Origin of the sequence: Pontibacterium sinense (genome assembly GCF_015209595.1) — a bacterium.
Classification (GTDB): Bacteria; Pseudomonadota; Gammaproteobacteria; order Pseudomonadales; family Balneatricaceae; genus Pontibacterium; species Pontibacterium sinense.
In genome coordinates, this window is sequence record NZ_JADEYS010000004.1 from 30,062 (window position 1) to 56,697 (window position 26,636).

The 26,636-nt window shown below is 50.3% G+C and carries 26 protein-coding genes and 1 tRNA gene; 16 read left to right on the plus strand and 11 right to left on the minus strand.

Going from position 1 to position 26,636, the window contains the following annotated elements:
* Positions 1 to 16: 16 nt before the first annotated feature.
* Positions 17 to 433 (minus strand): PilZ domain-containing protein, encoded by a 417-nt coding sequence (locus tag IOQ59_RS05115; RefSeq protein ID WP_193952197.1) that lies wholly within the window; start codon positions 431 to 433, stop codon positions 17 to 19.
* A 127-nt stretch (positions 434 to 560) separates the two neighbouring features.
* On the opposite strand from IOQ59_RS05115, the gene IOQ59_RS05120 reads away from it, so the two are divergent.
* The gene (locus IOQ59_RS05120) at positions 561 to 1,076 is read left to right on the plus strand and encodes a HugZ family pyridoxamine 5'-phosphate oxidase (RefSeq protein ID WP_193952198.1); all 516 of its coding nucleotides are present in this window, start codon (positions 561 to 563) and stop codon (positions 1,074 to 1,076) included.
* Here IOQ59_RS05120 and IOQ59_RS05125 read toward each other — a convergent pair.
* Positions 1,073 to 1,279, minus strand: coding sequence for a DUF2788 domain-containing protein (locus IOQ59_RS05125; RefSeq protein WP_193952199.1), 207 nt, complete (start codon positions 1,277 to 1,279; stop codon positions 1,073 to 1,075). The two genes, IOQ59_RS05120 and IOQ59_RS05125, sit on opposite strands and share 4 nt — an antisense overlap.
* A 184-nt stretch (positions 1,280 to 1,463) precedes the next feature.
* A tRNA-Tyr gene (locus tag IOQ59_RS05130) sits at positions 1,464 to 1,547 on the minus strand.
* A gap of 418 nt (positions 1,548 to 1,965) precedes the next feature.
* Here IOQ59_RS05130 and nrdA point away from each other — a divergent pair.
* The 4 genes from nrdA to IOQ59_RS05150 all read left to right on the plus strand — a co-directional run bounded on the left by nrdA (position 1,966) and on the right by IOQ59_RS05150 (position 7,273).
* On the plus strand, positions 1,966 to 4,233 hold the full coding sequence (nrdA, locus tag IOQ59_RS05135) for a class 1a ribonucleoside-diphosphate reductase subunit alpha (RefSeq protein ID WP_193952200.1): 2,268 nt from the start codon (positions 1,966 to 1,968) through the stop codon (positions 4,231 to 4,233).
* Between the two features lie 91 nt (positions 4,234 to 4,324).
* On the plus strand, positions 4,325 to 5,455 hold the full coding sequence (gene nrdB, locus IOQ59_RS05140) for a class Ia ribonucleoside-diphosphate reductase subunit beta (RefSeq protein ID WP_193952201.1): 1,131 nt from the start codon (positions 4,325 to 4,327) through the stop codon (positions 5,453 to 5,455).
* 19 nt (positions 5,456 to 5,474) lie between these two features.
* On the plus strand, positions 5,475 to 5,741 hold the full coding sequence (gene yfaE, locus IOQ59_RS05145; protein WP_193952202.1) for a class I ribonucleotide reductase maintenance protein YfaE: 267 nt from the start codon (positions 5,475 to 5,477) through the stop codon (positions 5,739 to 5,741).
* A gap of 533 nt (positions 5,742 to 6,274) precedes the next feature.
* Positions 6,275 to 7,273, plus strand: coding sequence for a cysteine synthase A (locus IOQ59_RS05150; RefSeq protein WP_193952203.1), 999 nt, complete (start codon positions 6,275 to 6,277; stop codon positions 7,271 to 7,273).
* Positions 7,274 to 7,683: 410 nt separating this feature from the next.
* On the opposite strand, the gene cysG is transcribed toward IOQ59_RS05150, so the two are convergent.
* The 5 genes from cysG to IOQ59_RS05175 form a co-directional block, all read right to left on the minus strand.
* Positions 7,684 to 9,108 carry a siroheme synthase CysG gene (cysG, locus tag IOQ59_RS05155; RefSeq protein ID WP_193952204.1) on the minus strand — a complete coding sequence of 475 codons (1,425 nt, stop codon included), beginning with the start codon at positions 9,106 to 9,108 and terminating at the stop codon, positions 7,684 to 7,686.
* Between the two features lie 151 nt (positions 9,109 to 9,259).
* Positions 9,260 to 9,979: a phosphoadenylyl-sulfate reductase gene (locus IOQ59_RS05160; RefSeq protein WP_193952205.1), complete on the minus strand. Its 720-nt coding sequence runs from the start codon at positions 9,977 to 9,979 to the stop codon at positions 9,260 to 9,262.
* A 59-nt stretch (positions 9,980 to 10,038) separates the two neighbouring features.
* Positions 10,039 to 10,515 (minus strand): DUF934 domain-containing protein, encoded by a 477-nt coding sequence (locus IOQ59_RS05165; RefSeq protein WP_193952206.1) that lies wholly within the window; start codon positions 10,513 to 10,515, stop codon positions 10,039 to 10,041.
* Positions 10,499 to 12,157 (minus strand): nitrite/sulfite reductase, encoded by a 1,659-nt coding sequence (locus IOQ59_RS05170; RefSeq protein WP_193952207.1) that lies wholly within the window; start codon positions 12,155 to 12,157, stop codon positions 10,499 to 10,501. Before IOQ59_RS05170 ends, IOQ59_RS05165 begins: the two co-directional genes overlap by 17 nt.
* A 65-nt stretch (positions 12,158 to 12,222) precedes the next feature.
* Positions 12,223 to 13,008, minus strand: a complete 786-nt coding sequence (locus tag IOQ59_RS05175; RefSeq protein ID WP_193952208.1) for a sulfite exporter TauE/SafE family protein — start codon at positions 13,006 to 13,008, stop codon at positions 12,223 to 12,225.
* Between the two features lie 291 nt (positions 13,009 to 13,299).
* Here IOQ59_RS05175 and cysD point away from each other — a divergent pair, with 291 nt between their 5' ends.
* From cysD to nth, 11 genes are all read left to right on the plus strand, one after another.
* Positions 13,300 to 14,217, plus strand: coding sequence for a sulfate adenylyltransferase subunit CysD (cysD, locus tag IOQ59_RS05180; RefSeq protein ID WP_193952209.1), 918 nt, complete (start codon positions 13,300 to 13,302; stop codon positions 14,215 to 14,217).
* A gap of 57 nt (positions 14,218 to 14,274) precedes the next feature.
* A complete protein-coding gene (cysN, locus tag IOQ59_RS05185; RefSeq protein ID WP_193952210.1) occupies positions 14,275 to 16,002 on the plus strand; it encodes a sulfate adenylyltransferase subunit CysN in 1,728 nt (575 codons plus the stop codon).
* A gap of 224 nt (positions 16,003 to 16,226) precedes the next feature.
* Positions 16,227 to 16,808 (plus strand): electron transport complex subunit RsxA, encoded by a 582-nt coding sequence (rsxA, locus tag IOQ59_RS05190; RefSeq protein ID WP_193952211.1) that lies wholly within the window; start codon positions 16,227 to 16,229, stop codon positions 16,806 to 16,808.
* A 16-nt stretch (positions 16,809 to 16,824) separates the two neighbouring features.
* Positions 16,825 to 17,430, plus strand: a complete 606-nt coding sequence (rsxB, locus tag IOQ59_RS05195; RefSeq protein WP_193952212.1) for an electron transport complex subunit RsxB — start codon at positions 16,825 to 16,827, stop codon at positions 17,428 to 17,430.
* A complete protein-coding gene (rsxC, locus tag IOQ59_RS05200) occupies positions 17,430 to 20,396 on the plus strand; it encodes an electron transport complex subunit RsxC (RefSeq protein WP_193952213.1) in 2,967 nt (988 codons plus the stop codon). The genes rsxB and rsxC overlap by 1 nt, the downstream gene beginning before the upstream one ends.
* A gap of 19 nt (positions 20,397 to 20,415) precedes the next feature.
* Complete coding sequence (gene rsxD, locus IOQ59_RS05205; RefSeq protein ID WP_193952214.1) at positions 20,416 to 21,477, plus strand: electron transport complex subunit RsxD; 1,062 nt, start codon at positions 20,416 to 20,418, stop codon at positions 21,475 to 21,477.
* Entirely contained in the window at positions 21,477 to 22,112 is a 636-nt protein-coding gene (gene rsxG, locus IOQ59_RS05210; RefSeq protein WP_193952215.1) for an electron transport complex subunit RsxG, read from the plus strand. Before rsxD ends, rsxG begins: the two co-directional genes overlap by 1 nt.
* Positions 22,112 to 22,813 carry an electron transport complex subunit E gene (locus tag IOQ59_RS05215; RefSeq protein ID WP_193952216.1) on the plus strand — a complete coding sequence of 234 codons (702 nt, stop codon included), beginning with the start codon at positions 22,112 to 22,114 and terminating at the stop codon, positions 22,811 to 22,813. Before rsxG ends, IOQ59_RS05215 begins: the two co-directional genes overlap by 1 nt.
* A 114-nt stretch (positions 22,814 to 22,927) precedes the next feature.
* Complete coding sequence (locus IOQ59_RS05220) at positions 22,928 to 23,908, plus strand: response regulator (RefSeq protein WP_371871829.1); 981 nt, start codon at positions 22,928 to 22,930, stop codon at positions 23,906 to 23,908.
* The gene (locus IOQ59_RS05225; RefSeq protein ID WP_193952217.1) at positions 23,908 to 24,876 is read left to right on the plus strand and encodes a GGDEF domain-containing protein; all 969 of its coding nucleotides are present in this window, start codon (positions 23,908 to 23,910) and stop codon (positions 24,874 to 24,876) included. Before IOQ59_RS05220 ends, IOQ59_RS05225 begins: the two co-directional genes overlap by 1 nt.
* Before the next feature lie 102 nt (positions 24,877 to 24,978).
* Positions 24,979 to 25,623, plus strand: coding sequence for an endonuclease III (gene nth, locus IOQ59_RS05230; RefSeq protein ID WP_193952218.1), 645 nt, complete (start codon positions 24,979 to 24,981; stop codon positions 25,621 to 25,623).
* 6 nt (positions 25,624 to 25,629) lie between these two features.
* Here nth and IOQ59_RS05235 read toward each other — a convergent pair whose 3' ends face one another.
* The 3 genes from IOQ59_RS05235 to IOQ59_RS05245 all read right to left on the minus strand — a co-directional run bounded on the left by IOQ59_RS05235 (position 25,630) and on the right by IOQ59_RS05245 (position 26,607).
* On the minus strand, positions 25,630 to 25,875 hold the full coding sequence (locus tag IOQ59_RS05235; protein ID WP_193952219.1) for an RNA-binding protein: 246 nt from the start codon (positions 25,873 to 25,875) through the stop codon (positions 25,630 to 25,632).
* A gap of 81 nt (positions 25,876 to 25,956) precedes the next feature.
* Positions 25,957 to 26,217 (minus strand): hypothetical protein, encoded by a 261-nt coding sequence (locus IOQ59_RS05240; RefSeq protein ID WP_193952220.1) that lies wholly within the window; start codon positions 26,215 to 26,217, stop codon positions 25,957 to 25,959.
* Positions 26,218 to 26,325: 108 nt separating this feature from the next.
* Positions 26,326 to 26,607: a peptidylprolyl isomerase gene (locus tag IOQ59_RS05245; RefSeq protein WP_193952221.1), complete on the minus strand. Its 282-nt coding sequence runs from the start codon at positions 26,605 to 26,607 to the stop codon at positions 26,326 to 26,328.
* Positions 26,608 to 26,636: the final 29 nt, after the last annotated feature.

A 26,636-nucleotide genomic window follows, 5' to 3' on the forward strand; every position in this document is an offset into this window, starting at 1 on the left:
GGCCTTTAAGCGAGCATTATACGCCATCATTAGGGAAAAGTGCGGCATAGCGCTGAATCCACTCCATCGCTGCGTCGTCTGGACTCAGTGTTCGCCCTTGTTCCTCACGCATGTCCAGACGATACTGGTGTATCTGACACAGCTGTTCCAGCATGCGCATGCGCATCGTGGCATCAGGATTATCGAAATCAATACCCAGTTCAAATCCCGGGCCGGTGTTGCGACACCAGTTCACGATACCGGACACCGTGATCGAGGGTTCGACAAAGGGAACTCTCAGTTCGACGGCGGAGCCTTCGATAATCATGTTGTGTGAGTGGCAGATCAGGCCAAGGCCTTGTGTGGAATGTGAAGTAGGGAGCGGACGACTGAGTTGTTCAAGCTCAATCGGAATCTCTTCCGGATGACGGATGTAAACCTGTAGGCTGCTCATGACAACCTCCCCTTTCTCTGTGTACCCTTCTCTATTACATCGTCGGGGATGTAGGTTCCTTTAGCTATTTTTCAAACAACTAAAGGTGTTCCTATGTTTAGGTATAACGCGTATTTGAGGAAAAGCAATGGCATCAATGAAACAAGATGAGCTGAAGGAATATGAAGCATCCTGCCAAGCGTTGCAGCAGTGTAAGAGTTCTTTGTTGTTATCAACGCTCTCTGAAGCGGGATTACCTGAAATCAGTTACGCGCCATATTGGCGCAATGAGCAGGGTGAGTTCTGTATATTTGTCAGCCGTCTGGCTGCGCATACAATGAACTTGCTGGCAAATCCTGTCTGTAGTGTGTTGTTTATCGAAGATGAAACCGAGAGTCGAAATTTGTTTGCGCGTGAGCGCTTATCCTATCGTTGCGAAGTAGAAGAAGCTCATACCGATTCGGTGGAATATGGATCGACACTGGATAGTATGGAAGCGCATCTGGGGGCGACGATACCGCTGCTGCGTGGATTACCGGATTTTCACCTGTTTAAGCTGAAACCCCAAAGCGGCAGTTATGTCGTAGGATTTGGTAAAGCGTTTGAGGTGGATCCTGTGGATAACAGCTTAAGCCACCTCAATGTCGATCGTCTTAAAGGCTAAACGCCGTTGCCGACATACTCAACCACGACAGTCTTAATCAAAAATGCCGCCAGACCCAGGCCCAAAGCGAAGAACAGGACTACAGTACCGAACTTACCTGCGTTCGATTTTTTCGCCAGATCATAGATGATAAAGAAGATGAAACCGGCAAACAGGGCCAGTCCAACATTCAGCATGATTGCTTCGATTTCGGCTAAACGCATCGCAATAATTCCACTGGTTTTGTTGAGTGACGATTTAAAAATTGAGCGTGAATTGTACAGAAACTGACTTGTTCAGAAAAGTAGCGATTCTATGTAAAACATTACAAGGATTCTGTAGGCGTCGGTGACGTTATTGGAAGTGTTGAATCTTAGGTGATGCTGGCATCTGAAGTGATGCAATAAATGGTGGTGAGAGGTGGATTCGAACCACCGAAGCTTGCGCGTCAGATTTACAGTCTGATCCCTTTGGCCACTCGGGAACCTCACCACGAGGAGGGCGTATCTTATGGATTTAGCACGGGGCTGTAAAGAGGAAAATGTAGAAAATTTTCAAAAAAAATGTCATGAATGTTGTGTATGTGATTTTTGAATTCACTGAAAAAAATTCATTTTAACGGCTATCGCCGTGAAGCCCCGATGATTCCCCGTATCCCCCAGTATTGCACCTCCAGAAACGCATAGTTGTCATTGAAAATCAATATTGCATTCCTCGCGCTGGGAACTATATTTAGTGCAAATCGATTCAGGGTATACAACATCTTGTGTGGTTAGGGAGTTGTTACCCACTGGTCGTAGTATGTGCAGGTAAATAGGTAGGGGTTATCCTTAAGGGGGGGTCTTCCGTGCCGGAATTACTACATTTTCCAGTTTCATTACAATAATTTTGCATTCGAGTGGAAGGTCTGATGCAGCAAGATCTGATGGTTACAAAAAGAGACGGGCGACGGGAAAAAATCGACCTGGAGAAAATTCACCGGGTTGTTATCTGGGCAGCGGATGGACTAGACGCTGTATCACCGTCCGAAGTTGAGCTCAAAGCACACCTTCAGTTTTATGAAGGTATGAAAACCTCAGATATTCATGAAACCCTTATCAAGTCTGCTGCTGACCTGATCTCTGATGCTGCGCCTGACTACCAGTATCTGGCTGCGCGTCTGGCTATTTTCCATTTGCGCAAGCGTGCGTTCGACAGTTTCGAGCCGCCACACCTGTTTTCACACGTCACTAAAATGGTGGATGATGGTCGTTATGACCGCCATCTTCTGGACGACTATTCTGAAGCAGAATGGAGCGAGCTGAACGACTATCTGGATCATAGCCGTGATATGAACTTCTCTTATGTTGCGGTTAAGCAGCTGGAAGGTAAGTATCTGGTTCAGAACCGTGTTACGGGTGAGATTTTTGAGAGCCCTCAGATCCTCTATATGCTGGTGGCAGCCTGCCTGTTCGCGGATTATCCACAGGACACACGCCTCAGCTACGTGAAACGTTTCTATGACGCGACTTCGCTGTTTAAGCTGTCGTTGCCGACACCAATTATGTCCGGTGTGCGTACACCAACGCGTCAGTTCAGCTCCTGCGTACTGATTGAATGTGGTGATAGCCTGGATTCAATCAATGCGACCTCTTCCTCTATCGTTAAGTACGTATCTCAGCGTGCTGGCATTGGTATCAATGCCGGTCGTATCCGTGCGATTGGTAGCCCGATCCGTAACGGTGAGGCGTTCCACACCGGCTGTATTCCGTTCTATAAACACTTCCAGACAGCTGTTAAATCGTGCTCTCAGGGTGGTGTGCGCGGTGGTGCAGCGACTTTGTTCTATCCGATGTGGCATCTGGAAGTTGAGTCCCTGCTGGTTCTGAAGAACAACCGTGGTGTTGAAGAAAACCGCGTGCGTCATCTGGATTACGGCGTGCAGCTTAACAAGCTGATGTACACCCGATTGATCAAGGGCGGCAATATTACCCTGTTCAGCCCGGACGAAGTCCCTGGATTGTATGATGCCTTTTTCGCCGATCAGGACGAGTTTGAGCGTCTGTACGTGAAATATGAGCAGGATGTGAGCATCCGTAAGCAAACCATCAAAGCGGTTGAATTGTTTGGTCTGCTGGCGTCTGAGCGTGCATCCACCGGGCGTATCTATATTCAGAACGTCGACCATTGTAATACGCACAGTCCGTTTGATCCGATGGTTGCGCCGGTGAAACAGTCTAACCTGTGTCTGGAAATTGCACTGCCAACGAAGCCGTTGAACGATTTCAACGATGAAAATGGTGAGATTGCCCTCTGTACACTGTCAGCGTTTAACCTGGGCGCACTGGAGAATCTGGATGAGCTGGAAAATCTGGCTGATCTGATTGTACGTGCGCTGGATAACTTGCTGGATTATCAGGACTATCCGATCAAAGCGGCTCACACTTCAACTATGTCCCGTCGCCCGTTGGGTGTCGGTGTGACGAACTTCGCTTATTATCTGGCGAAGAACGGTGTGCGTTACTCTGACGGATCTGCCAATGGTCTGGTTCACAAGACGTTTGAGTCTATTCAGTACTTCCTGCTGAAAGCATCCAACGAACTGGCGAAAGAGCGCGGTGCTTGTCCGAAGTTTAACGAGACCGTGTACTCTAAAGGCCTGTTGCCAATCGATACCTACAAGCGTGAAGTGGATGACTTCTGTGAAGAGCCACTGCACCAGTTCTGGGAAACCTTGCGTGAAGATATCCGCGAGTTTGGTTTACGTAACAGTACACTGACTGCGTTGATGCCATGTGAGACCTCTTCACAGATTACCAACTCCACCAACGGCATCGAGCCACCACGTGGATTCGTATCTGTGAAAGCCAGCAAAGACGGCATCATGAAGCAGGTTGTCCCTGAGTTTAGCGAGCTGAAAAATCAGTACGAATTGCTGTGGGATATCCCGAACAACAACGGCTATCTGCAGCTGGTGGGCATCATGCAGAAGTTTGTTGACCAGTCGATCTCTGCTAACACCAACTATGATCCTGCGAAGTTCCCGGGTGATAAGGTACCGATGAAGCAGCTTCTGCAAGATCTGCTGACGGCCTATAAAAATGGTGTGAAAACCCTCTACTACCACAACACCCGTGATGGTGCGACCGACCAGCATGAAGACAATGGTGGTTGTGAAGGTGGTGCATGTAAACTGTAGTTGTAAGCAGTTACATACCCGGCATGGCTTATAATCATTGAGTCATGCCTCTCCATATCGAATAGTATCTTTCAGGTAATTCAGGACAACGATGTCGTACTCTACGTTTAGCCATAGCGCCCATGATGCAACCAAAGAGCCAATGTTTTTTGGCCGCAGTGTGAATGTTGCCCGTTATGACAGACAGAAATATCCATTCTTTGAGAAGTTGATCGAAAAGCAGCTTTCCTTCTTCTGGCGTCCGGAAGAGGTGGATCTCAGCACCGACCGTAAAGATTTCATGCAGATGCCTGAGCATGAAAAACATATCTTCCTGAGTAACCTGAAATACCAGACGCTGCTGGATTCCGTTCAGGGGCGTTCTCCGAATATCGCATTCTTACCGATTGTGTCTCTGCCGGAACTGGAAACCTGGTTTGAAACCTGGGCGTTCAGTGAAACCATTCACAGTCGCTCTTACACGCATATCATCCGTAATATCATCACTGAGCCTTCCGAAGTGTTTGATACCATCGTGACGAATGATGAGATCATCAAGCGTGCCGATTCTGTGACGCGTTTGTACGATGAGCTGATTGAATTAGTCAGCGTACGCAACACCGTTGGTGAAGGTGTGCATACGATTAACGGTAAAGTCTTCGATGCCAGCATGCGTAACCTGAAGCGTAAGCTTTATCTGACGTTGGTCACCGTCAACGTGCTGGAAGCGATTCGTTTCTATGTGAGTTTTGCCTGCTCTTTCGCGTTTGCTGAGCGTGCCATCATGGAAGGCAATGCTAAGATCATCAAGCTGATCGCGCGTGACGAAGCGTTGCACCTGGCGGGTACTCAGCAGATGCTGAATATCATGGCTTCGGGTGCCGATGATCCGGAAATGAAAGAGATCGCGGCTGAGTGTGAAGAGGAGGTCTACGAGATCTTCCGTGAAGCGGCCGAGCAAGAACGCGACTGGGCAGAGTACCTGTTCAGTTCGGGCTCGATGATTGGTCTGAATGCTAAGATTTTGAGTGATTACGTTGAGTACATCACCAATGTTCGAATGAAAGCACTGAATCTGACTCCAATCTTCGCTGATCGTCAGAACCCTCTGCCATGGATGAATGCCTGGTTAGTGAGTGACAATGTACAAGTTGCGCCACAAGAGTCTGAGATCAGTTCCTATCTGGTGGGTCAGATTGATAACGAGGTAGGCGATGACGATTTTGATGGATTCGATCTATAAGGAAAAGGAGGATGTAGTGATGTCTGGTATCCCTCGCGTAAAGGTAAACCATCATCACACCTTCTATTACCAGTACGAGTTTTCCTTACTTGATTCGCTGGAAGCGCAGGAGATCAATGCGCCGTACAATTGCCGTGGTGGTTACTGTGGTTGCTGCAAAGTGCGGTTGATTGAAGGCGAGGTGACCCAAGTGCAGGATGCTCTGTTTGACCTTCAGGATGATGAAATTCTGACATGCTGCTGCGTACCTAAAGGTCATATCGAGATCGAAATACCATCAGACTGACTGTGCCTGATACAGATATTGTCTATTTCTTTGAGCCCTGTTCAGGTGACTGAACGGGGTTTTCTATGCCTGTCGTCTGCTACATCCCAAACGCTGAAAAAGTAAAAGCATCAAGCTTTTAGAAATGTTTTTCACAGGAAAAAAATACCGATCCTGCTGTTGACAGTTAGCGCTAACATTGAAACTAAAATAACAGATAATGAATGTAACTTATTGATATTCGGTGTGTTATTAGCGGCTGAACGTATTTTGTTCAAAATGCTGAAGTGCCCGTATTGTCTGCGTGTTGGCAATCTACCCAAAAACAATCCCCGTAGTTATGCACAGTATGTGTGGGTAACTTTTCCATCGTTTTAGTGCTGTTAACTGTATCGATTGTGTCTGTATCCCGGTCGTGGCTGTGGCAAGGCGCACTCCGGTCTTGCGTGCCATACTTTCCCTAAACACCCAGGGTACCTGCAGGTGAGTCTGAAAGCTTCATAGAACCAGTATCGGACTTGATCGTAGAGCCCCTGAAGAACGGGAGTATGGTTATGTCTGCTGCTGCATCCGGGTTACTTGAACTGATCGGTAATACGCCTCTGGTACGTCTGAACAAGGTTTCTAAGCTAACCGGCTGTGATATCTACGGTAAAGCTGAATTTATGAATCCTGGTGGCTCTGTGAAGGATCGTACGGCGCTGGGAATTGTCAGGCAGGCGATGCGGGCAGGGTTGCTGAAATCCGGCGGACATGTAGTAGAGGGCACTGCAGGTAATACCGGCATAGGGCTCGCGCTGGTGGGTAATGCGCTCGGCCTTCATACCATGATCGTGATGCCGGAAACCCAGAGTCAGGAAAAGCGGGATGCGTTACGTTTATTCAATGCTGATTTGAAGCTGGTACCTGCGGTTCCGTTTGCGGATGACAATCACTATACAAAAGTGGCGAAACGCCTTGCTATTGAGTTTCAGCAACACGGCAATGCCATTTGGGCCAATCAGTTCGATAATACGGCCAATCGCGATGTGCACTATCAAACGACGGGTCAGGAGATCTGGGATCAGACACAAGGAAAGATCGATGCGTTTTGCTGTGCTGTCGGAACCGGGGGAACTTTGGCAGGTGTTGGATCGGCACTCAGAAATCATAACCCTGACGTTAAGGTATTCCTGAGTGATCCGATGGGGGCCTCGCTGTACCACTTTTATACCTATGGTGAGTTACAAGCCAAGGGGAGTTCGGTGATGGAAGGGATTGGGCAAAGTCGGGTGACGGCCAACCTTCAGGGTTTTGTACCGGATGGGGCTTTTCAAATCCCCGACGAAGAAGCGATGGCCTACGTGTTTGATCTGCTGCAAGAGGAGGGATTGGCCTTAGGGGGCTCTAGTGGGATCAATGTCGCAGGGGCCGTGCATGTCGCTAAAAAGTTGGGACCGGGTCACACGATTGTGACGATTTTGTGTGATGGGGCTGCACGTTATCAAAGTAAGTTGTTCAATCCGGACTATCTGCGCGATAAGGGCTTACCTGTTCCTGATTGGATGTATTGATCGGATGCAGGGACTATCGATAGTAAAAATGATTGACTATCAGAGAGCATGTCTCTCTGTGAGTAAGTGCCAAAAGTCTAGAGATAAAAACGGTAGTTTTTTTACAAAAAGGGTAAAAATATTCAGACTTATTGACTGTCAATACTTGCAATCCGCTTTATTTTTACGCGCTTAACTGTATGAAAAACAAGCATTTTATGGGCTGGTCGTAAAATGCGCAATCTGCAGGAGGGCTATGTCTCATGGGGGCTAGAGGCGTCTGTCACAAACTCATCCACGAACTTATCCACAGAAAGTGTGAATAAACTGTAATATTTGAGTTCATGCTCGATTTGAACCGTTTTAGTTATGTCAGCGGTGTTGAAGAGGCGACTGAGGGCACCCATTTTGCGCCTCAGTCGCCTGTTGATTTAATCCCTCGGCAGCAGGTCAGCCTGATGTTCGCTCAGGACTTCCTCGCCAAACCATGCCAGATCATCATGCAGGTCTACGACTTCACCAACGATAATAAGTGCCGGTGCTTCCAGCTGTGCTTTCTGCTGTTTGTCTGCCAGATTAGCCAATGTACCAACCAGCACTTTCTGCTCAGGGGAGGTCCCGCGAGAAATGATCGCGGCAGGTGTGTCTTCAGCCTTACCGTGACGGATCAGCTCCTTGCTCAGGTGGGGCAGGCTATGCAAGCCCATATAAAAAACAATGGTCTGGTTGGGATGAACCAGTTCCTCAAAATTCAGGTCTGAGCTGCGGTTTTTTAGCTGGCCTGTCACAAAGCGTACGGATTGCGCATAGTGGCGGTGTGTTAGTGGAATACCGGCGTAGGTAGAGCACGCACTGGCGGCGGTGATACCTGGTACCACCTGAAACGGGATGTTGTGTTCCTTCAGCTTCTGCAGTTCTTCTCCGCCGCGCCCGAAGATGAAAGGGTCTCCGCCTTTAAGACGCAGCACGCGTTTGCCTTGAAGTGCGTGTTTAACCAGCAGTTCGTTAATACCTTCCTGCGGCACCGCATGATTATCGCGCTTTTTGCCTACAAACACCCGGTCTGCATCGCGACGGCAGAGATCCAGCACTTTGTCGGAAATCAGCGCATCGTAGAATACGATGTCGGCTTGCTGCATCAGGCGCAGCGCTTTAAAGGTCAGTAGTTCGGGGTCACCCGGTCCGCCGCCGACCAGATAGACTTCGCCGGTATGCTGCTCTGAGTCACTGAGGTCGAGTTTACTTTCCAGCATCTGCTGGGCTTCATCATGACGGCCAGCGAAGACTTTCTCGGCGATCTGACCTTGCAGGACCTCCTCCCAGAAAATACGGCGCTGGTTAACTGAAGTGAAACGCTTCTTCACTGCGTGCCGGAAACGTCCTACCAGTTGGCTCAGTTCGCTATAGCTGTTCGGGATCCAGGTTTCGAGTTTGGCCCGTAACAGGCGCGCCAGTACCGGTGCTTGCCCGCCTGAGGAGATGGCGACGACGATAGGGGAGCGATCAACGATTGCAGGGAAGATAAACGTGCACAGATCAGGTGAGTCAACGACATTCACTGGAAGGTTACGCGCTTTGGCGTCGAAGTGAACCCGTTCATTCAGTGCATTATCGTCGGTGGCGGCAATCACCAACCCTTTGTTTTCTAACAGAGCGGTATGGTATTCGCCAATGATCGCTTCGCCTTGATGCTGGGCGAGCATCGCTTCAAGCTCAGGGCAGATTTCGTGTGATACGACAGTGACGATTGCGCCTGCACGGGTAAGCAGTGTTGCTTTACGCAGGGCGATGCTACCGCCGCCGACCAGCAATACGGGTTGATTCTCGAGTTTGAAAAAGAGTGGCAGGTAATCCAAGGCTAGCTCTCCTGATGGATCGGATATCTGACGTCGTTGCCGGAAATGGGTTACAGAATATTAATAGTGTATCAGAGCAAATGCTGCAATTGCGGGCAGGTTTGCGGCAGGCAAGAAAAAAGGGGCCTCGTTGCCCCTTTTTCTGAAGTGCTTACTTGAACTTAAGCGGTGTTGCCGGATGCAGACCACATTCGCGGTTTTCCGGATTTTCCCACCACCAACGTCCTGCACGAACGTCTTCTCCCATGGAGATTGCACGAGTGCATGGGGCACAACCGATGCTTGGGTAGTGTTGATCGTGCAATGCATTGTACGGCACATCGTTCGCTTTGATGTATGCCCAGATATCCTCTTCGGACCAGTCGGCCAGAGGGTTGAGCTTGTGCATGTTATTGCCTTCGTCCCACTCTTCGAACTGGATCTCGTCACGGGTGACGGACTGTTCTCGACGCAGGCCGGTAATCCATGCTTTGTTGCCACTCAGAGCACGCTGCAGCGGCTTGATCTTACGTACGAAGCAGCAGCCTTTGCGCATCTCTTGTGATTCGTAGAATGCGTTGATCCCGTGGTCCTGCACGTAGGTTTCTACATCGGCAGATTCAGGGTAATACACCTGTACCTGAAGATTACGGTAGACGGTGCGCACGTCCGCCAGCAATTTCAGGGTTTCTTCGGGCAAGCGACCGGTATCCAGAACGAACATTGGAATTTCCGGTGCGAACTTGCTCAGCAGATCGGTCAGAACGACATCTTCCGCGCCCAGACTGTTGGCCAGAACGATGGAGCCGTCGTGATCAGCGACCGCCTTCTTCAGCAGAGCGGCCGTGGCATCAACTTTTGCCTGCAGCTCCGGGGTAATTTGCTCACTCATCTTTCAACCTCACTCACATAAAAAGGCCACACCATCCGGGTATGGCCTGCACGATCCGGTTACTGGCGATAGACCGGACGGCTGTCATCTTCGGCGCCCTGATAACGGACACTGAATTCGCTAAACGCGTTATGTACTTCTTCGCTATAACGGTCTGCAGGGATCTCCAGTGCATCAAAACCGCAGCGGGTCATGAAGTCCAGACGATCATGCGATACATCGCCTGTGGCACGGATCTGACCGGTAAAACCGGCGCGTTTCAGCAGGCGGGCGATCGAGAACCCCCGACCGTCGCGCACTGCTGGGAAGAATACCGCAATCAACGGGAATTGGTTTGGATTTTCCAAAACTGTGTCGATGTTATCATCGCCGCTGACCTGCACGGCCAAATGGCCTTCACGGTTGCTCAGGCTGTCCTGATTCTCCTGATAGAGCGCCAGTGGAACAATAATGTCACCGCTCTGCTGCAGAGTGTCTTCATCGACCAGTGTCCAGCTATCGTTTTCGACCGGTTCGCGATTAATGAGCAGGGGCATAAACTTTCTCCTTAAACGGACTCAGGCCGATGCGACGCACGCAATCGATAAACCGTTCATCTTCAATGCGTTGTTCTACGAATACCGCCAGGACTTTCTCCAGCGTGTCTGCGACTTCATCGGACGCTACCGCCTTGCCGATGACTTTGCCCAGAGAGGCGTCTTCACCGTCGGATCCGCCCAGCGTGATCTGGTACCAGTCTTCACCTTTCTTATCCACACCCAGGATGCCGATATGGCCTACGTGGTGATGGCTGCAGGCGTTGATGCATCCCGACATATTGAGTTTGATATCGCCCAGATCGTAGAGGTAATCCAGATCTTCAAATTTGGCATCAATCTGATCAGCAACACCCAGTGTTTTGGCGTTTGCCAGTGCACAGAAGTCACCACCCGGGCAGACTGTCATGTCGGTCAATGTGCCAACGTTGGCACGGGCCAGGTTCGCTTCAGACAGGATTTCCCAGAGCTCATACAGGTCAGCATTGCGTACATCTGCCAGTACCAGATTCTGGTTATGGGTAGAGCGGATCTCACCAAAGCTATACTTGTCTGACAGGTCGGCCACCAGATCCATCTGCTGATGGCTGATATCACCTTTCGGTACCAGATGTGCTTTCAGGGATACGATCACTGCACGGTAACCTGACACTTTGTGCTCGACGGTATTCTGACGGAACCATGCAGCGAAGCTTGCATCTTCAGCCAGTTTGGCATCCAGTGAGGTGTCATTTGCAGCGTCCGCTTCGTATTCGAATGGCTTAAAGAAGCCCTGCACACGGCTGATCTCAGCATCGGTCAGTACCAGATCAGAATCTTTGATCTGTTCCCACTCAGCTTCAACCAGTTCACGGAACGTATCGATACCAAGAGCGTTGACCAGAATTTTGATACGCGCTTTGTATTTGTTGTCACGACGGCCTTTCAGGTTATACACCCGGATGATCGCTTCCAGATAGGACAACAGATCCTTCTTCTGAAGGAACGGACGAATCTGCTTGCCGATCACAGGCGTACGACCCAAACCGCCACCAACCAGGACTTCAAAGCCGACTTCGCCCGCATCGTTTTTCACGATGTGCAGGCCAATATCATGCACCTGAGAGGCTGCACGATCAGTCGGACCGCCGGAGATGGCGATCTTGAACTTACGCGGCAGGAATGCGAATTCAGGGTGCAGGCTGGACCACTGACGGATGATCTCGCAATACGGACGCGGATCTTCGATCTCGTCAGCGATGATGCCGGCAAACTGGTCAGTCGTCGTATTACGGATACAGTTACCGGAGGTCTGGATAGCGTGCATCTGCACTTTCGCCAGTTCTTCCAGAATATCCGGTACGTCTTCCAGCTTCGGCCAGTTGAACTGGATATTAGTACGGGTCGTAAAATGACCGTAGCCTTTATCCCACGTGCGGGCAACGTTTGCCAGAGAACGCATCTGCTGTGCCGACATCATGCCGTAAGGTACCGCAACACGCAGCATTGGTGCGTGACGCTGTACATAAAGTCCGTTCATTAGACGGAGCGCCAGAAACTCATCTTCCGGCAGATCACCAGCAAGGAAACGGCGGGTCTGATCGCGGAACTGCGCGACACGCTCATTTACCAGTTGTTGGTCGACTTGATTGTATTGATACATGATTCGACACCTAGCTCGGCCTCTACGGACCGATCACCTCACATTGTGTTAAAAATTGTTGGGTCTTACCCGGCCAGAACGAAACGCAGGCCGATGGCTAACAGTAATGAGCCCATGATCGGCTGCATCACCTTTGGTGAAAGTCGGGTACCCAGATGACTACCGACAAACACGCCTGGCAATGATCCGATAACCAGATAGATCAGCAATGTCAGATCAACATTGCCCATCCCGTAATGACCTGCGCCGGCTACTGCAGTTAAGACCACTGCATGCAACAGGTCGGTACCCACGATGGCCGGCATGGACATTCGTGGATACAGCAAAATTAATAGCGCGGTTCCCAGAGCACCTGCACCAACAGATGACAGAGTTACCAGGCCGCCAAGGACAAGGCCCATCGCAACCGTAATATACGGGCGCCAGCGGCGACCGTGGTGTGCAAAGGCTGTGTCTTGCCACTCCAGTGCTTTCGCGCGAATCTTATTGCGAAAGAATACAGCGATGGAGGTCAGTACCAGCGACACGCCCAGCGTCAGGTTCATCAGATGCTCGATCTGTTCCAGACCATCCAGCCCCTTCAAATAATGCAGGGTCAGCAAACTGCCTGGCAGGCTACCGCTTAACAGCAGCAGAACAATCTTGTACTCGACCAGCTTTTTCTTGGCGTACGAGAAAATACCGCCACCTTTAGTTATAGCTGCATATAAAAGGTCGGTACTGACGGCTGTCACCGGTGGGATACCGAATACAACGATCAGTATTGGCGTCATAAGGGCTCCACCGCCGATACCTGTCAGGCCGACGATGAATCCGACTACCAATCCAGCAAAGCTGTATGCAAATTCCATGGGTGCACCTGTCACTAATAAACGAGCGGAATATTAGCCTGTGCTGCATATAACTTAAAATAATAATTTGAAATTTTCTTATTACTTTTTGATTGAATGCAGGGATTCTTATATACTGGTCACAAATTGAGCTCTATATTCTAAAAAGTGATTAATAAATTTCTATTTATTCTTTTTTGTTTTATAGGGCGAGCTGCGATAATGCGCAGCTAAAACCGGAACTCTATAACGTCAGCAAGGCGAGATAGGGTTTCTTGCTTCAACCGATATTAATTTAAAGGGCGTGTATTAATGTCATCCTTGCCGGAACATCGTTTGACCCATCTTCGGCAGCTCGAAGCCGAGAGTATTCATATCATTCGTGAAGTTGCATCCGAGTTCGAAAACCCGGTGATGCTTTACTCCGTTGGTAAGGACTCCGCTGTCATGTTGCATCTGGCGCGTAAAGCGTTTTATCCGGGTAATCCACCTTTCCCGCTGATGCACGTAGACACCACCTGGAAGTTCCGTGAAATGATCGAATTCCGTGACCAGATGGCTCAAGAAGCCGGCATGGATCTGATCGTGCACATCAACCAGGAAGGCGTGGACATGGATATCAGTCCGTTTACCCACGGTTCCAAGAAGCACACCGATATTATGAAGACTCAGGGCCTGAAGCAGGCCTTGAACAAGTACAAATTTGATGCGGCATTTGGTGGTGCCCGTCGTGACGAAGAGAAATCCCGTGCAAAAGAGCGTGTGTTCTCCTTCCGTGACGAGAACCATCGCTGGGATCCGAAAAGCCAGCGTCCAGAGCTGTGGAATACCTTCAACACCCGTATCGACAAGGGTGAAAGCATTCGTGTATTCCCACTGTCGAATTGGACCGAGCTGGATATCTGGCAGTACATCTATCTGGAAGAGATTCCGATTGTACCGCTATACCTTTCCGAAAAGCGTCCGGTTGTAGAGCGCGACGGCATGCTGATCATGGTCGACGACGACCGTATGCCTTTGGAAGAGGGTGAAGTACCTGAAATGAAGAACGTCCGTTTCCGTACCTTGGGCTGCTATCCGCTGACCGGTGCGGTTGAATCTGAAGCGGCAACGCTGCCTGAGGTTATTCAGGAGATGCTGCTGACCACGACCTCTGAGCGTCAGGGCCGTGCCATCGACCACGACAGTGCCGGTTCGATGGAGCAGAAGAAGATGGAAGGTTACTTCTAACCGCGTGTTAGAGGTTATCCAGGGCAGAATTCAACGGATTTCAGAAGAGATACAGATATGAGTCACCAGAGCGATCTGATCGCATCCGATATTCAGGCGTACCTGAATCAGCATGAAAACAAAGAGCTGCTGCGTTTCCTGACCTGCGGCAGCGTCGATGACGGCAAGTCCACCCTGATCGGGCGACTGCTGCACGACTCCAAAATGATTTATGAAGACCAGCTGGCCGCTATCCAGAACGAAAGCGCGCGTATCGGCAATGCCGGTGAAGAGCTGGATCTGGCCTTGCTGGTAGATGGCCTGCAGGCGGAGCGGGAGCAGGGTATCACTATCGATGTGGCGTACCGATACTTCTCCACCGATAAGCGCAAGTTCATCATTGCGGATACGCCGGGGCATGAGCAGTACACCCGTAACATGGCGACCGGTGCATCCACCTGTGACCTGGCGATCATCCTGATTGATGCCCGACACGGTGTACAGGTGCAGACCAAACGTCACAGCTTCATCGTGTCCCTGCTGGGTATCAAACACACCGTTGTGGCCATCAATAAGATGGATCTGGTGGAGTTCAGCGAAGCGCGTTACGAAGAGATTAAACAAGAATACATCGAATTCGCCAAAGATCTGGATCTGCCTGATGTGCAGTTCGCACCGATCTCTGCGCTGAAAGGCGACAACGTTGTGAGTGTATCCGAGCAGACACCTTGGTATAAAGGTGAGCCGCTGATGGAGATGCTGGAATCGGTTGAGATCGCGAACGACCAGAATTTTGACAGTTTGCGCTTTCCTGTGCAGTACGTGAACCGTCCGAACCTGGATTTTCGTGGTTACTGCGGCACACTAGCGTCCGGTATTGTACGCCCGGGTGATGAAGTCACTGTGCTGCCATCAGGTAAATCCAGTCGCGTGAAATCAATCGTCACGTTTGAAGGTGAGATTGAAGAAGCGTTTCCACCAATGTCTGTCACTCTGACACTGGAAGATGAGATTGATATCTCTCGCGGTGACGTGCTGGTGCATTCCAAAGACATACCGGAAGCGACTAATCGTTTTGATGCGATGCTGGTCTGGATGTCAGAGTCCGAGCTGGTACAGGGGCGCCAATACGATGTGAAACTGGCGACGACCACTATTGCAGGTGGCGTTACTAATATCCGTCACCGTATTGATGTGAACACCCTGGAAAAGTCAGAAGTGAATACTCTGGGACTGAACGATATTTCCCGTTGTGAAATCACACTGGAACGTCCGGTGATCGCAGATGACTACAAACAGCACCACGGTACTGGCTCGTTCATTATTGTTGATCGCTTGACGAATGCCACTGTGGCTGCAGGCATGATCGTTGACGCCAGCGGACAAGCATTGTTGAACGGTGATCTGGAGATTGTTGAGCAGTCTCAGGTGAGCGCAGCAGACAAAGCGCTTCGATTTGGTCAGCAGGCGGGTACCGTTGTGGTATCAGGTGGTACCGAGCAGCAGCGTAATATGGTGCTATACAGTGTAGAGAAAGCACTGTTTAATGCCGGGCGTGCAGTGGCCGTACTGAACAACGAGACTTTGCCGGCTGAACTGCAGTTCAACCTGACGCAAACAGCGACCGTGTTGAATAACAACGGTTTGTTGGTGCTCGCGGCCAGTGATGATGCTCTGGCCGGTGAGAAGGTGTTGAATGTATCCCTGGATGCGAAAGATGCTGACTTGCGTCTGACTGCAGATCAGGATGCGGCACAGCAGGTTTCTGCTGTACTGGAGCTGCTTACACAGCACGCACTGGTATAATATGCCTTACCCGTGACGGAGTTATCCGAAGCGGGTGAACAACTGGCGAATTTACCATCATGAACAAAGCGGCTTTAATGCCGCTTTGTTGTTCACATTGAGGTGCGTCAAGCGTCAGCCCCTATCGATGGTTACGGAATATCGATAAAATTAGAAGTCTCTAATTTTAGCGCCGATTTTGTGTCGGTGAAGCATAAAGCGACAACAGCGATAACAGATACGTTATGACAGAGTACCTATTAATTCTGATTAGCACAGTACTGGTGAATAACTTCGTACTGGTGCAATTCCTTGGTTTGTGCCCGTTTATGGGGGTTTCCAATAAGCTGGAAACCGCGATGGGAATGTCGCTGGCGACTACCTTCGTGCTGACCTTGTCCTCTGTTTGCAGCTATCTGGTGTTTGCCTACATCCTGCAACCGCTGGATCTCGCGTATTTGCAGACCATCTCTTTTATTCTGGTGATTGCGGTTGTGGTGCAGTTCACCGAGATGGTGGTGCATAAAACCAGTCCTATGCTCTACAAAGTACTGGGTATTTTCCTGCCGCTGATTACGACGAACTGTGCGGTATTGGGTGTTGCCCTGCTCAACATTAAAAAGCAGAACGATTTCATTGATTCCATCGTTTACGGCTTCGGCGCTGCGGTGGGATTTTCTCTGGCACTAATTCTCTTCTCGGCGATGCGTGAGCGTATTGCTGTTGCAGACGTACCTGCGCCATTTAAAGGTTCTGCCATCGGTATGGTGACTGCAGGTTTGATGTCATTGGCCTTTATGGGCTTTACCGGTCTGGTTCAGTTCTGAGTGGGTGGAGTTTGAAATGAGTGCCGTTGTAATAGCCATTCTTGTTTTAGCTGTCCTTGCGCTGCTGTTTGGTTTGCTGCTGGGGTATGCCTCTGTACGCTTTAAAGTGGAAGGTAACCCGATCGTTGATCAGATCGACGGACTGTTGCCTCAAACCCAGTGTGGTCAGTGTGGCCATCCGGGATGTCGACCTTATGCTGAAGCCATTGCCAATGGCGAGGCGATTAACAAATGCCCTCCGGGCGGCCAGTCCACTGTGGATGCGTTAGCGGACCTGTTGGATGTGGAATCTGTACCGCTGGATGCGGAAGATGCGGGCGAGCCAGTCAGAGCAGTGGCCTATATTCGCGAAGACGAGTGTATTGGTTGCACCAAGTGCATTCAGGCTTGTCCTGTGGATGCGATTCTGGGTGCGGCTAAACAGATGCACACCGTTATTATTTCAGAGTGCACCGGTTGTGATCTCTGTGTAGAACCTTGCCCTGTTGACTGTATTGATATGGTTCCGATTGAAACAACGCTGAATACCTGGAAGTGGGACATGCCGAAACCGGGTGTTGAACTGATCGCCACCGACCGCGGTCGTGGTGAAGCCTTCACCGATAAAGGGGAGGCCGCCTGATGTCTAGCGTGCATTCGTTCCACGGTGGTATCCATCCACCGGAAAACAAACGCCAGTCTAACGGAGCGCCGATTCAGGCGGCTCCGATTCCAGCGAAACTGGTGCTGCCGTTGTCACAGCATATCGGTGCACCCGCTGAACCTTTGGTGAAAGTGGGTGACCGGGTCCTTAAAGGGCAGGTGATCGCTGAGCCTATTGGCCGCATCAGCGTAAGCTTACATGCGCCAACCTCCGGCACCATCAGTATGATCGGACCTCAGCCTGTGCCCCATGCATCGGGCATGGAAGCGAACTGCATTGTCATCGAAACGGATGGGCAGGATGAGTGGATTGAGCATAGCGGGCTTGAAGATTACAAGTCACTGAGCAAGCAGGAGTTGATCGGTTATATCCGTAACTACGGCATTGCTGGAATGGGTGGCGCAGGTTTTCCAACGGATGTGAAGCTGCATCTGGGTGATGATCATATCGTTAACACGCTGATCATTAATGCCGCGGAGTGTGAACCTTATATCACGGCCGATGACCTGCTGATCCGCGAACGTTCCGATCAGATTTTAGGTGGTATTGAAGTCATTGCTCACCTGTTGAATCCGAGTCATATCCTGATTGGGATCGAGGACAACAAACCACAAGCGATTCGTGCTTTGGAAGACACAGTACGTGGCAGTCGACTGAACATCGATGTGGTGGTTGTTCCGACTAAATATCCGTCCGGTGGTGAGAAACAGCTGATCAAACTGCTGACCGGTGTCGAAGTGCCTAGTGGCCGGATTCCAGCGGATGTGGGTATTGTTTGTCAGAACGTGGGCACTGCCAGTGCAATCTTCCGGGCGGTGCATCAGGGTGAACCTCTGATCTCACGGGTCGTGACGATTACGGGTGATGCGGTCAATCAGCGTCACAATCTTGAGGTTCTGATCGGCACGCAGTATTCCGAGTTGCTGGATGCGTCCAGCGTACGTCGTGATGATCTCTATCGCTTGGTCATGGGTGGTCCGATGATGGGCTTCACCATGAACAACGAAGCGATACCGGTGGTTAAAACCACTAACTGTATCATCGCCGCAACGCACGAAGAGATGCCGCCCGCACCACCTGCGATGAACTGCATACGCTGTGGCATGTGCGAACAAGTGTGCCCGGCAGAACTGTTGCCGCAGCAGCTGCACTGGTTTGCAAAAGGCAAAGAGTACGAGAAGGCCAAACATCACAACCTGTTCGATTGTATCGAATGTGGTGCGTGTTCATACGTGTGTCCGAGCAACATCCCTCTGGTGCAGTACTACCGCAACGCGAAGGCTGAAATCCGCCAGGAAGAGGTTGAGAAGCAGAAGGCTGAGTATGCGCGTCAGCGCTTTGAAGCCCGTCAGGCACGCCTTGAGCAGGAAAAAATCGAGAAAGAACTGCGCCGTAAAGCGCGTGCAGAACAAGCCGCTAAAGCGCAGGCTTCGAAGAAAGACAGTGTGGCTGCTAAACCGGCGGCAAGTACCGATGACCCTAAAGCGCTGAAAACCGCTGCGGCAGTGGCTCGCACCAAACTGAAGAAAGCGCAGAAAGCGTTTGAACAGGCGAAGGACGCGAGTGCAGATAATCTGCCTGAGTTGGAAGCTGCTTTTAAAGCGGCTGAACAGAAAGCCAATGATGCCCAGACCAAGCTGGAAAACGCTGAGAAAGGTGTCACATCCGCCGCATCTGGAGCTCCGGATATTAAGGCCCTGAAAACAGCCGCCGCAGTGGCCCGTACCAAACTGAAGAAAGCTCAAACTGCACTTAAGTCTGCGGAAGAGAAAGGTCAGGACGGTATTGAGGCGCTTCGGGAAACAGTGAAGACGCTGGATGCGAAATCGGAAGCAGCTCAGAAAGCCTACGACGATGCTCAGTCTGCTCCCGCTCAGGTTGAACCTGTGGTGGATATTAAGCAGCTTAAGACCGCTGCGGCAGTTGCGCGTACGAAGCTGAAACAGGCCGAGAAGGCCCTGGCGAAAGCTCAGGAATCCGGTGAAGGTGACATTGCTGAGCTGGAAGCCAAAGTCAAAGAGCAACAGGCAAAAGTCGAAAGCACTCAACAAGCGTTTGAAGCGGCTGAATCGGGTGGGACTGCTGCTGCAACCCCGATAGTTGATTTAGCACCTCTGAAAGAAGAGATGGAGAAAGCGCTGGCTAAAGTTGAAAAAGCTGATGCTGCTGCCAAGAACGCAGAAGAGAAAGGATTGCCTGCTGCTGAGAAGATGAAAGCAGGTGTGGAAAAGCTGCGCGGCAAGTATGAAGAAGCCAAGCAAGCGTATGAATCTGCCCAGCAGTCATCCGCGCCAAGTGCCCCTGCGATTGATCTGGCTCCTCTGAAAGAGGATATGGATAAAGCGCTGGCTAAAGTTGAGAAAGCTGAAGCCGCCGCCAAGAACGCAGAAGAGAAAGGCCTGCCTGCTGCTGAAAAGATGAAAGCAGGTGTGGAAAAGCTGCGCGGTAAATATGAAGAAGCCAAACAGGCCTATGAAGCGGCTCAGCATTCTTCTGCATCAAACGCACCTGTGGTTGATCTGGCACCTCTGAAAGAGGACATGGAAAAAGCCTTGGCAAAGGTTGAGAAAGCCGATGCTGCTGCAAAAAATGCAGAAGAAAAAGGTTTGCCCACCGCCGAGAAAATGAAAGCGGGTGTGGAAAAACTGCGCGGCAAGTATGAAGAAGCCAAGCAGGCATATGATGCTGCTCTAAACGCGTCGGCACCCACTGTGCCCGCAGCTAATCTGGACGCGTTGAAAGCAGATATGGACAGTGCGCGTAGCAAAGTAGAAAAAGCGGCCGCCGCAGCTAAGAATGCTGAGGAAAAAGGTCTTCCCACCGCTGAGAAGATGAAAGCGGGTGTGGAAAAGCTACGCGGTAAATATGAAGAGGCCAAACAGGCCTATGTGGCAGCAGGGGGGACCGTGGAAGCGGCACAACCTGACACCCTAACCATTGACTGATTTAAGGACCAAGTAACCGATGGCTTTAATTCGATCCAGTTCCCCTCATCTGCATAAGATGAATCAGACCGGCCACGTCATGCGCCTGGTCCTGATGGCAACCCTGCCGGGAATGGCTGCGATGACCTTCTTTTTTGGTTGGGGCACGCTGATCAACGTAATCTGGGCCTCCCTGCTGGCGGTTGGTTTTGAGGCTGCGATTCTTAAGTGGCGTAACCGTCCGGTGGGTTTTGTTCTGCGAGACTACAGTGCGCTGGTGACAGCCGTCCTGTTAGGGCTCGCGCTACCTCCGTTTGCTGCCTGGTGGGTGACGCTGGTAGGTGTTTTTGTGGCGATCGTGATTGCCAAACACCTCTATGGCGGTTTAGGACAAAATCCGTTTAATCCGGCAATGGTGGCGTATGCCTTGCTGCTGATCTCATTCCCTGTAGAGATGACCCGTTGGACAGTACCTTTTGTGATGATCGATGCGGAGAGCAGTTGGTCCGTACTGAGCCTGTTCGATACGTTATCGCTGATCTTTGGCAGCATCGATAGTGCACTCATTGATAATTACACCGGTGCGACACCACTGGATGCGTTGCGTCACCGGGGTGGACTGACTACTGAGGAAGCATGGCGTCAGGTCCCTGTACTGGCCGACGGTATTGGGGCATGGCACGCGGTCAGTGCTGCCTATGTCATGGGTGGTGTTTTCTTGCTCTATCGCAAGGTGTTTACCTGGCACGCACCCGTTGCGATGTTGGGTTCCTTGACGGTGCTTTCAACATTGTTTTTTATCGTTCAGCCTGATTACTTTGCTGATCCATTTTTCCATCTGACGGTGGGCGGCACGATGTTGGGGGCCTTCTTTATCGCCACTGACCCGGTGAGTTCTGCCACCAGTAACAAAGGCAAGATTTACTTCGGTATCGGGATTGGTGCGCTGATCTTCGTTATCCGTACCTGGGGTGGTTATCCGGATGCCATAGCGTTTGCAGTGTTGCTGATGAACCTGACGGCTCCGTTTATTGATCAGTACACCCAGCCACGTACCTACGGCCATGCTAAAGCGAACCGTGGCATGAAGGGAGATGCCTGATGGAAATGTTCACGGCAATCCGCAGCAGTACACTGGGCATTACTATTTTTGCTGTGGTTACGGCTGCGCTGATCGCAGTCACTCAGGTATCGACCAAAGATCGTATTCTTAAAAATGAACGCGAGGCGCAGGCCAAAGCGTTGTATGAGATCGTGCCGCGTGATCAGATCGACAACGATATGCTGGAGGACACGGTGTCATTTGTAGCGCCGGGGTTGCTCGGCCATGATCAGCCGGTTGATGCTTATCGTGCACGCAAAGAGGGTCAGGTGATCGCGGTGATTCTGCCCGTGACCGCCCCTGATGGTTATAGCGGTGCAATCAATATGATTGTTGGTATCACGCGTGATGGCAGCGTTGCAGGTGTACGTGTACTTTCACATAAAGAAACACCGGGGTTGGGGGATAAGGTCGATCTTAAAAAGTCCGACTGGATTCTCAGTTTGAATGACCAGAGAAACGATGACGATCAGCGCGGTAGTTTCGCCGTGAAAAAGGATGGTGGTCGCTTTGACCAGTTTACAGGGGCGACGATCACACCGCGCGCGGTGGTTAATGCAACGGCGCGTGCGCTGGACTACTTCCGAATTAATAAAGCGGCTTTGTTAGAGCCGAAGATCGCGAGGGCAGAGTAATGTCCGTTGATGTTAAAAAAATTACGCTTGATGGTCTGTGGACGAATAACCCCGCACTGGTGCAGCTGCTGGGATTATGTCCATTGCTGGCGGTTACAGGCTCCGTGGTGAATGCGTTGGGTCTGGGGTTAGCAAGTACCATTGTTCTGTTGGGCTCAAACCTGACCATTTCAGCATTTCGTAAGTTCGTACCGGGCTCTGTGCGACTGCCCATTTTTGTGATGATCATTGCATCGTTTGTCACCGCCATTGAGCTGCTGATGCAGGCTTTCACCTTCGAGTTGTACCAGATTCTGGGTATTTTTATCCCTTTGATTGTAACCAACTGCGCCATCATGGGCCGTGCAGATGCATTTGCCAGCAAGAACCCGGTGTCTGCGTCATTGCTGGACGGTTTGATGATGGGGGTGGGTTTCAGCGCAGTATTGATTCTGCTTGGGGGAATGCGTGAAGTACTAGGCAGCGGCACTCTGTTTGCGGATATGCAGTTGCTGTTTGGCCCAGCGGCAGAGAGCTGGAAGATTGTGCTGATCGATGACTATAGCGGTTTCCTGTTTGCGGTACTGCCACCGGGTGCCTTTGTGGGTATGGGGTTGCTGATTGCGTTGAAAAATATCATCGACGGCCGTCTGGAAGAGCGTCGCAAACGCCAGACACCCGCCGGACCAACAGAAACCCAGCGCGTTCGCGTAACTGGTTGATTCTGCTGACGGAGATACGCCCGTATCTCCGTTTCTACTCCCTTCATTGTGTTCCAATCCAAGATTCGATAGTCTGTTGTCTTCCTCAACTCGCGACATCAATGGAGCTGTTGTGTGAGTAACCCCATTCCAGTTGTAATTTGTGACGATTCTAACCTGGCCCGTAAACAGATGGCCAAGGCTCTGAGTCACTGGAACGTCGATATCAGCTATGCGGAACATGGATTAACCGCTTTAGAAGCTATTCGTATAGGTAAAGGTGATGTGCTGTTTCTGGATCTGAATATGCCAATTATGGATGGCTATCAGGTGCTGGAACGTATCAGAGCTGAAGATTTACCGACCATGGTTATCGTTGTCTCTGGTGATATTCAACCTGAAGCCCGCCGACAGGTCTTGGCGATGGGTGCGCTCGACTTTATTCAAAAGCCATTTTCCGAAGAGACTGTTTCTGAAGTTCTGCGTCGCTATGGCTTGTTGAGCGAGCTACAAGACGAAAGTGATGAACTTCCCCCTGAAGATACGGCTGTCATATTGCCTGATTACTATCAGGAGATTGCCAACGTTGCGATGGGGCGGGCAGGTGACCGACTGGCGCGTTTTCTTGACGCTTTTGTTCATTTGCCAGTGCCGGTTGTGGCATCAGTAACGCGAAATGAATTAGAGCAGCAACTAAAAATTTCTGCTGATCAGGGTAAACGGGTTGTATCACAAGGATTTGTAGGTGCGGGTATCGCCGGTGAAGCGATGATCTCCCTGCCGCCGGAGAGTTTTGAATCGGTGGCCGAACTGCTGAAGCTGCATTACGAAGCGACCACCGAATTCGAGAATGAAATGCTCATGGATCTGGCCAATATTCTCATTGGCGCCTTTCTGCAATCGTTTGCACGTCAGCTAGATATTGAGTTCAGTTGCGGGACGCCGGTGCTGTTACCTGCGATGACGTCATTACCTTCTGGTGGTGAAAGCTGGAAAGAGACGTTATCCATAACCATCGAATACGGTTTAAATGAACAGCGCAACAGCTGTGAACTGATGCTTGTGTTCAGCGAAGAGTCTCTGGAACCTCTAAGAAAACTGAGTAAATACTTCTGATGACTGACAACAACGAAAGCCTGAATATTGATGAGCTGCACTGGCATTTGGGGTTACTGCAGAATCTGAACGTCGGCCTGGTTGTACTGGATCAAAGCTATCAGGTGCAGCTCTGGAATGGCTTTATGTCTAACCATTCGGAGGTTGGACCGGCCAAAATTCGCGATAAGAACCTCTTTGACGTATTTCCAGAGTTGCCTGTTGAGTGGCTGCGAAGGAAAATCGACAGTGTATTTCAGCTCAAAAGTCCGGCGTATATTACCTGGGAACAAAAACCCTACTTATTTGATTTTAGAAGTCAGCGCCCGATTACGGGTGTTGCCACACGCATGTATCAAAATGTCACCCTCATGCCTTTGACCTCTCCAACGGGTCAGGTCGAATTTGTCAGTATGATGATAGATGATGTGACCGATGTTGCCGTGAGCCGTATCGCACTGGAAGAGGTGAACGGACAGTTACAAACCTTGAGTCGGGAAGACCGCCTTACAGGGCTCTTTAATCGCGGTCACTGGCAAGAGTGCCTGGATCTGGAAGTGAATCGCTTTATGCGTGGGCAAGAAGCGTGCACGCTGATCCTGCTGGATATCGATCACTTCAAAGCCGTAAATGATAACTACGGCCATCCGGCGGGTGATGAGGTGATTCGCAAGATAGCCGCGCTTATGGCGGGGCATGCCCGGAAAACTGATATTGTCGGGCGCTATGGTGGTGAGGAATTTGGCGTTATCTTGCCTCATACCAACGCTACACAAGCGGAGGTCTTTGCTGAGAGGTTGCGTCGTGCTGCTGAGCTGTTGGATGTTGAGTTTGAGGGGCAGGTTATCAACGTCACGATCAGCTTAGGTATCGCAGAGATACAGGTTGATGTGCAGGATGCAGAACAGTGGATCGGGCAGGCCGACGACGCGCTCTATCGTTCTAAGCAAAACGGTCGTAACCAGTTTAATATCTACAATCACGAGTGACGGCACTCGCAGGCTGTTTTATGATGCCTGTGGGCGCCTCTTTGCTCATATAATAGAACTGAACACCTCTTTTAATCGCTGCTTGTTGTACAACTGCCTCCGATGAATAAACAGAAACGCCACGAGATTTTCACGCGATTGCGTGATGATAATCCGAACCCGACCACTGAACTTGAATACAACTCACCCTTTGAGCTGTTGATTGCTGTGATTTTGTCAGCACAGGCGACAGATGTGGGTGTGAACAAAGCAACACGTAAGCTCTATCCGGTTGCGAATACACCAGAAGCGATTTATGCATTAGGTGTGGATGGACTGAAGGAGTACATAAAGACGATTGGTCTGTTTAACGCTAAGGCGGAAAATGTGATCAAGACCTGTCGCATGTTAATTGATTTGCACAGCTCTGAAGTACCCGATAATCGTGAAGCATTGGAGGCCCTGCCAGGGGTCGGACGTAAAACCGCCAACGTTGTATTGAATACAGCATTCGGTCATCCGGCTATGGCTGTCGATACCCATATCTTCCGTGTGTCGAACCGGACTAAAATTGCACCTGGCAAAAACGTTAACGAAGTGGAGCAGAAGTTGCTGCGCTTTGTGCCAAAAGAGTTTTTGCTGGACGCCCATCACTGGCTTATTTTATTGGGGCGTTATGTCTGTACCGCGCGCAAACCACGTTGTGGTTCCTGTCTGATTGAAGATCTTTGTGAATACAAAGATAAAACTGAGATTGGTGGAGACTGATCCGCTTCAGCGGCCATAAAACAGTGGGGTATAGGCCTCGATGCGTCGGCCTTCGAAGAAGGTTCGATTCAGTTTCTTGGATATAAATTGTGCTTCGAAACGGCCAACATCTATATCAATCAACGCCATCACCTTATTCGGATTGCCTTCGTTGCTGAAGGTGATTTTCTGAATCCGCGCATCCCCCTTCAGCAAATCACTGATATTTTCCTGAGTGACATGAGGTGGCAGGTTGCCAAGGGTGATAACCATGCGATGTTATCCTAGGTTAGCATTTGTCCTATTAGAAAAATGGTTCTTAGTAGGGTGCTTTGTCAACCAACGGATAGATCATTAGTTAAAAAATAGAGGTGCGTAGGCTTCCAAGCGGCGTTGTTTATGGAAGTGTTGATTGAGCCTCCCCACATTCCGGTTTAACTCTACCCGACTCATCTGGTTAAACCTGATCCAGGCAATCACTCTTTCCGCATTCCCTTCCTCGCTGAAGCTGATGTTCTCAATCCTGTTGTCGCTGAAGAACAGTTCGCAAACATCATGAATCGAAGTGTCGCTCGGCAGGTTATTTATCGCAATAATCATCTGTATTTTTTCCATAAAGTTCAGGCCTATTAAAGCCTGCTTAGATGACAGTCTGTATGCGTAACTATTTTTGTTTTTAGGTGCTGTCGTGAATAGGTTGCAGCCAGATCCCAATCCGATAGATCAGTTGCGATAGATCGTTTCGATCAGGTGCCAGCCAAAGCGGGTTTTAATTGGGCCGTGCACGGTTAGTAAGGGCTTTTTGAAAACCACATCATCAAAGGCTTTCACCATTTGACCGCGTTTAAATTCGCCCAGATCGCCAAAACGACGCTTGGATGGACAGGTCGAATGCTGTTTCGCTAACTTGCCAAAGTCAGCGCCTTTAGCAATCTTAGCTTTCAGTGCTTCAGCTTCTTCGCGGGTTTTTACCAGAATGTGGCGGGCGCAGGCTTTGTTGGCCATGATCAAATCCTCGATTTAGAAAGGTGGTC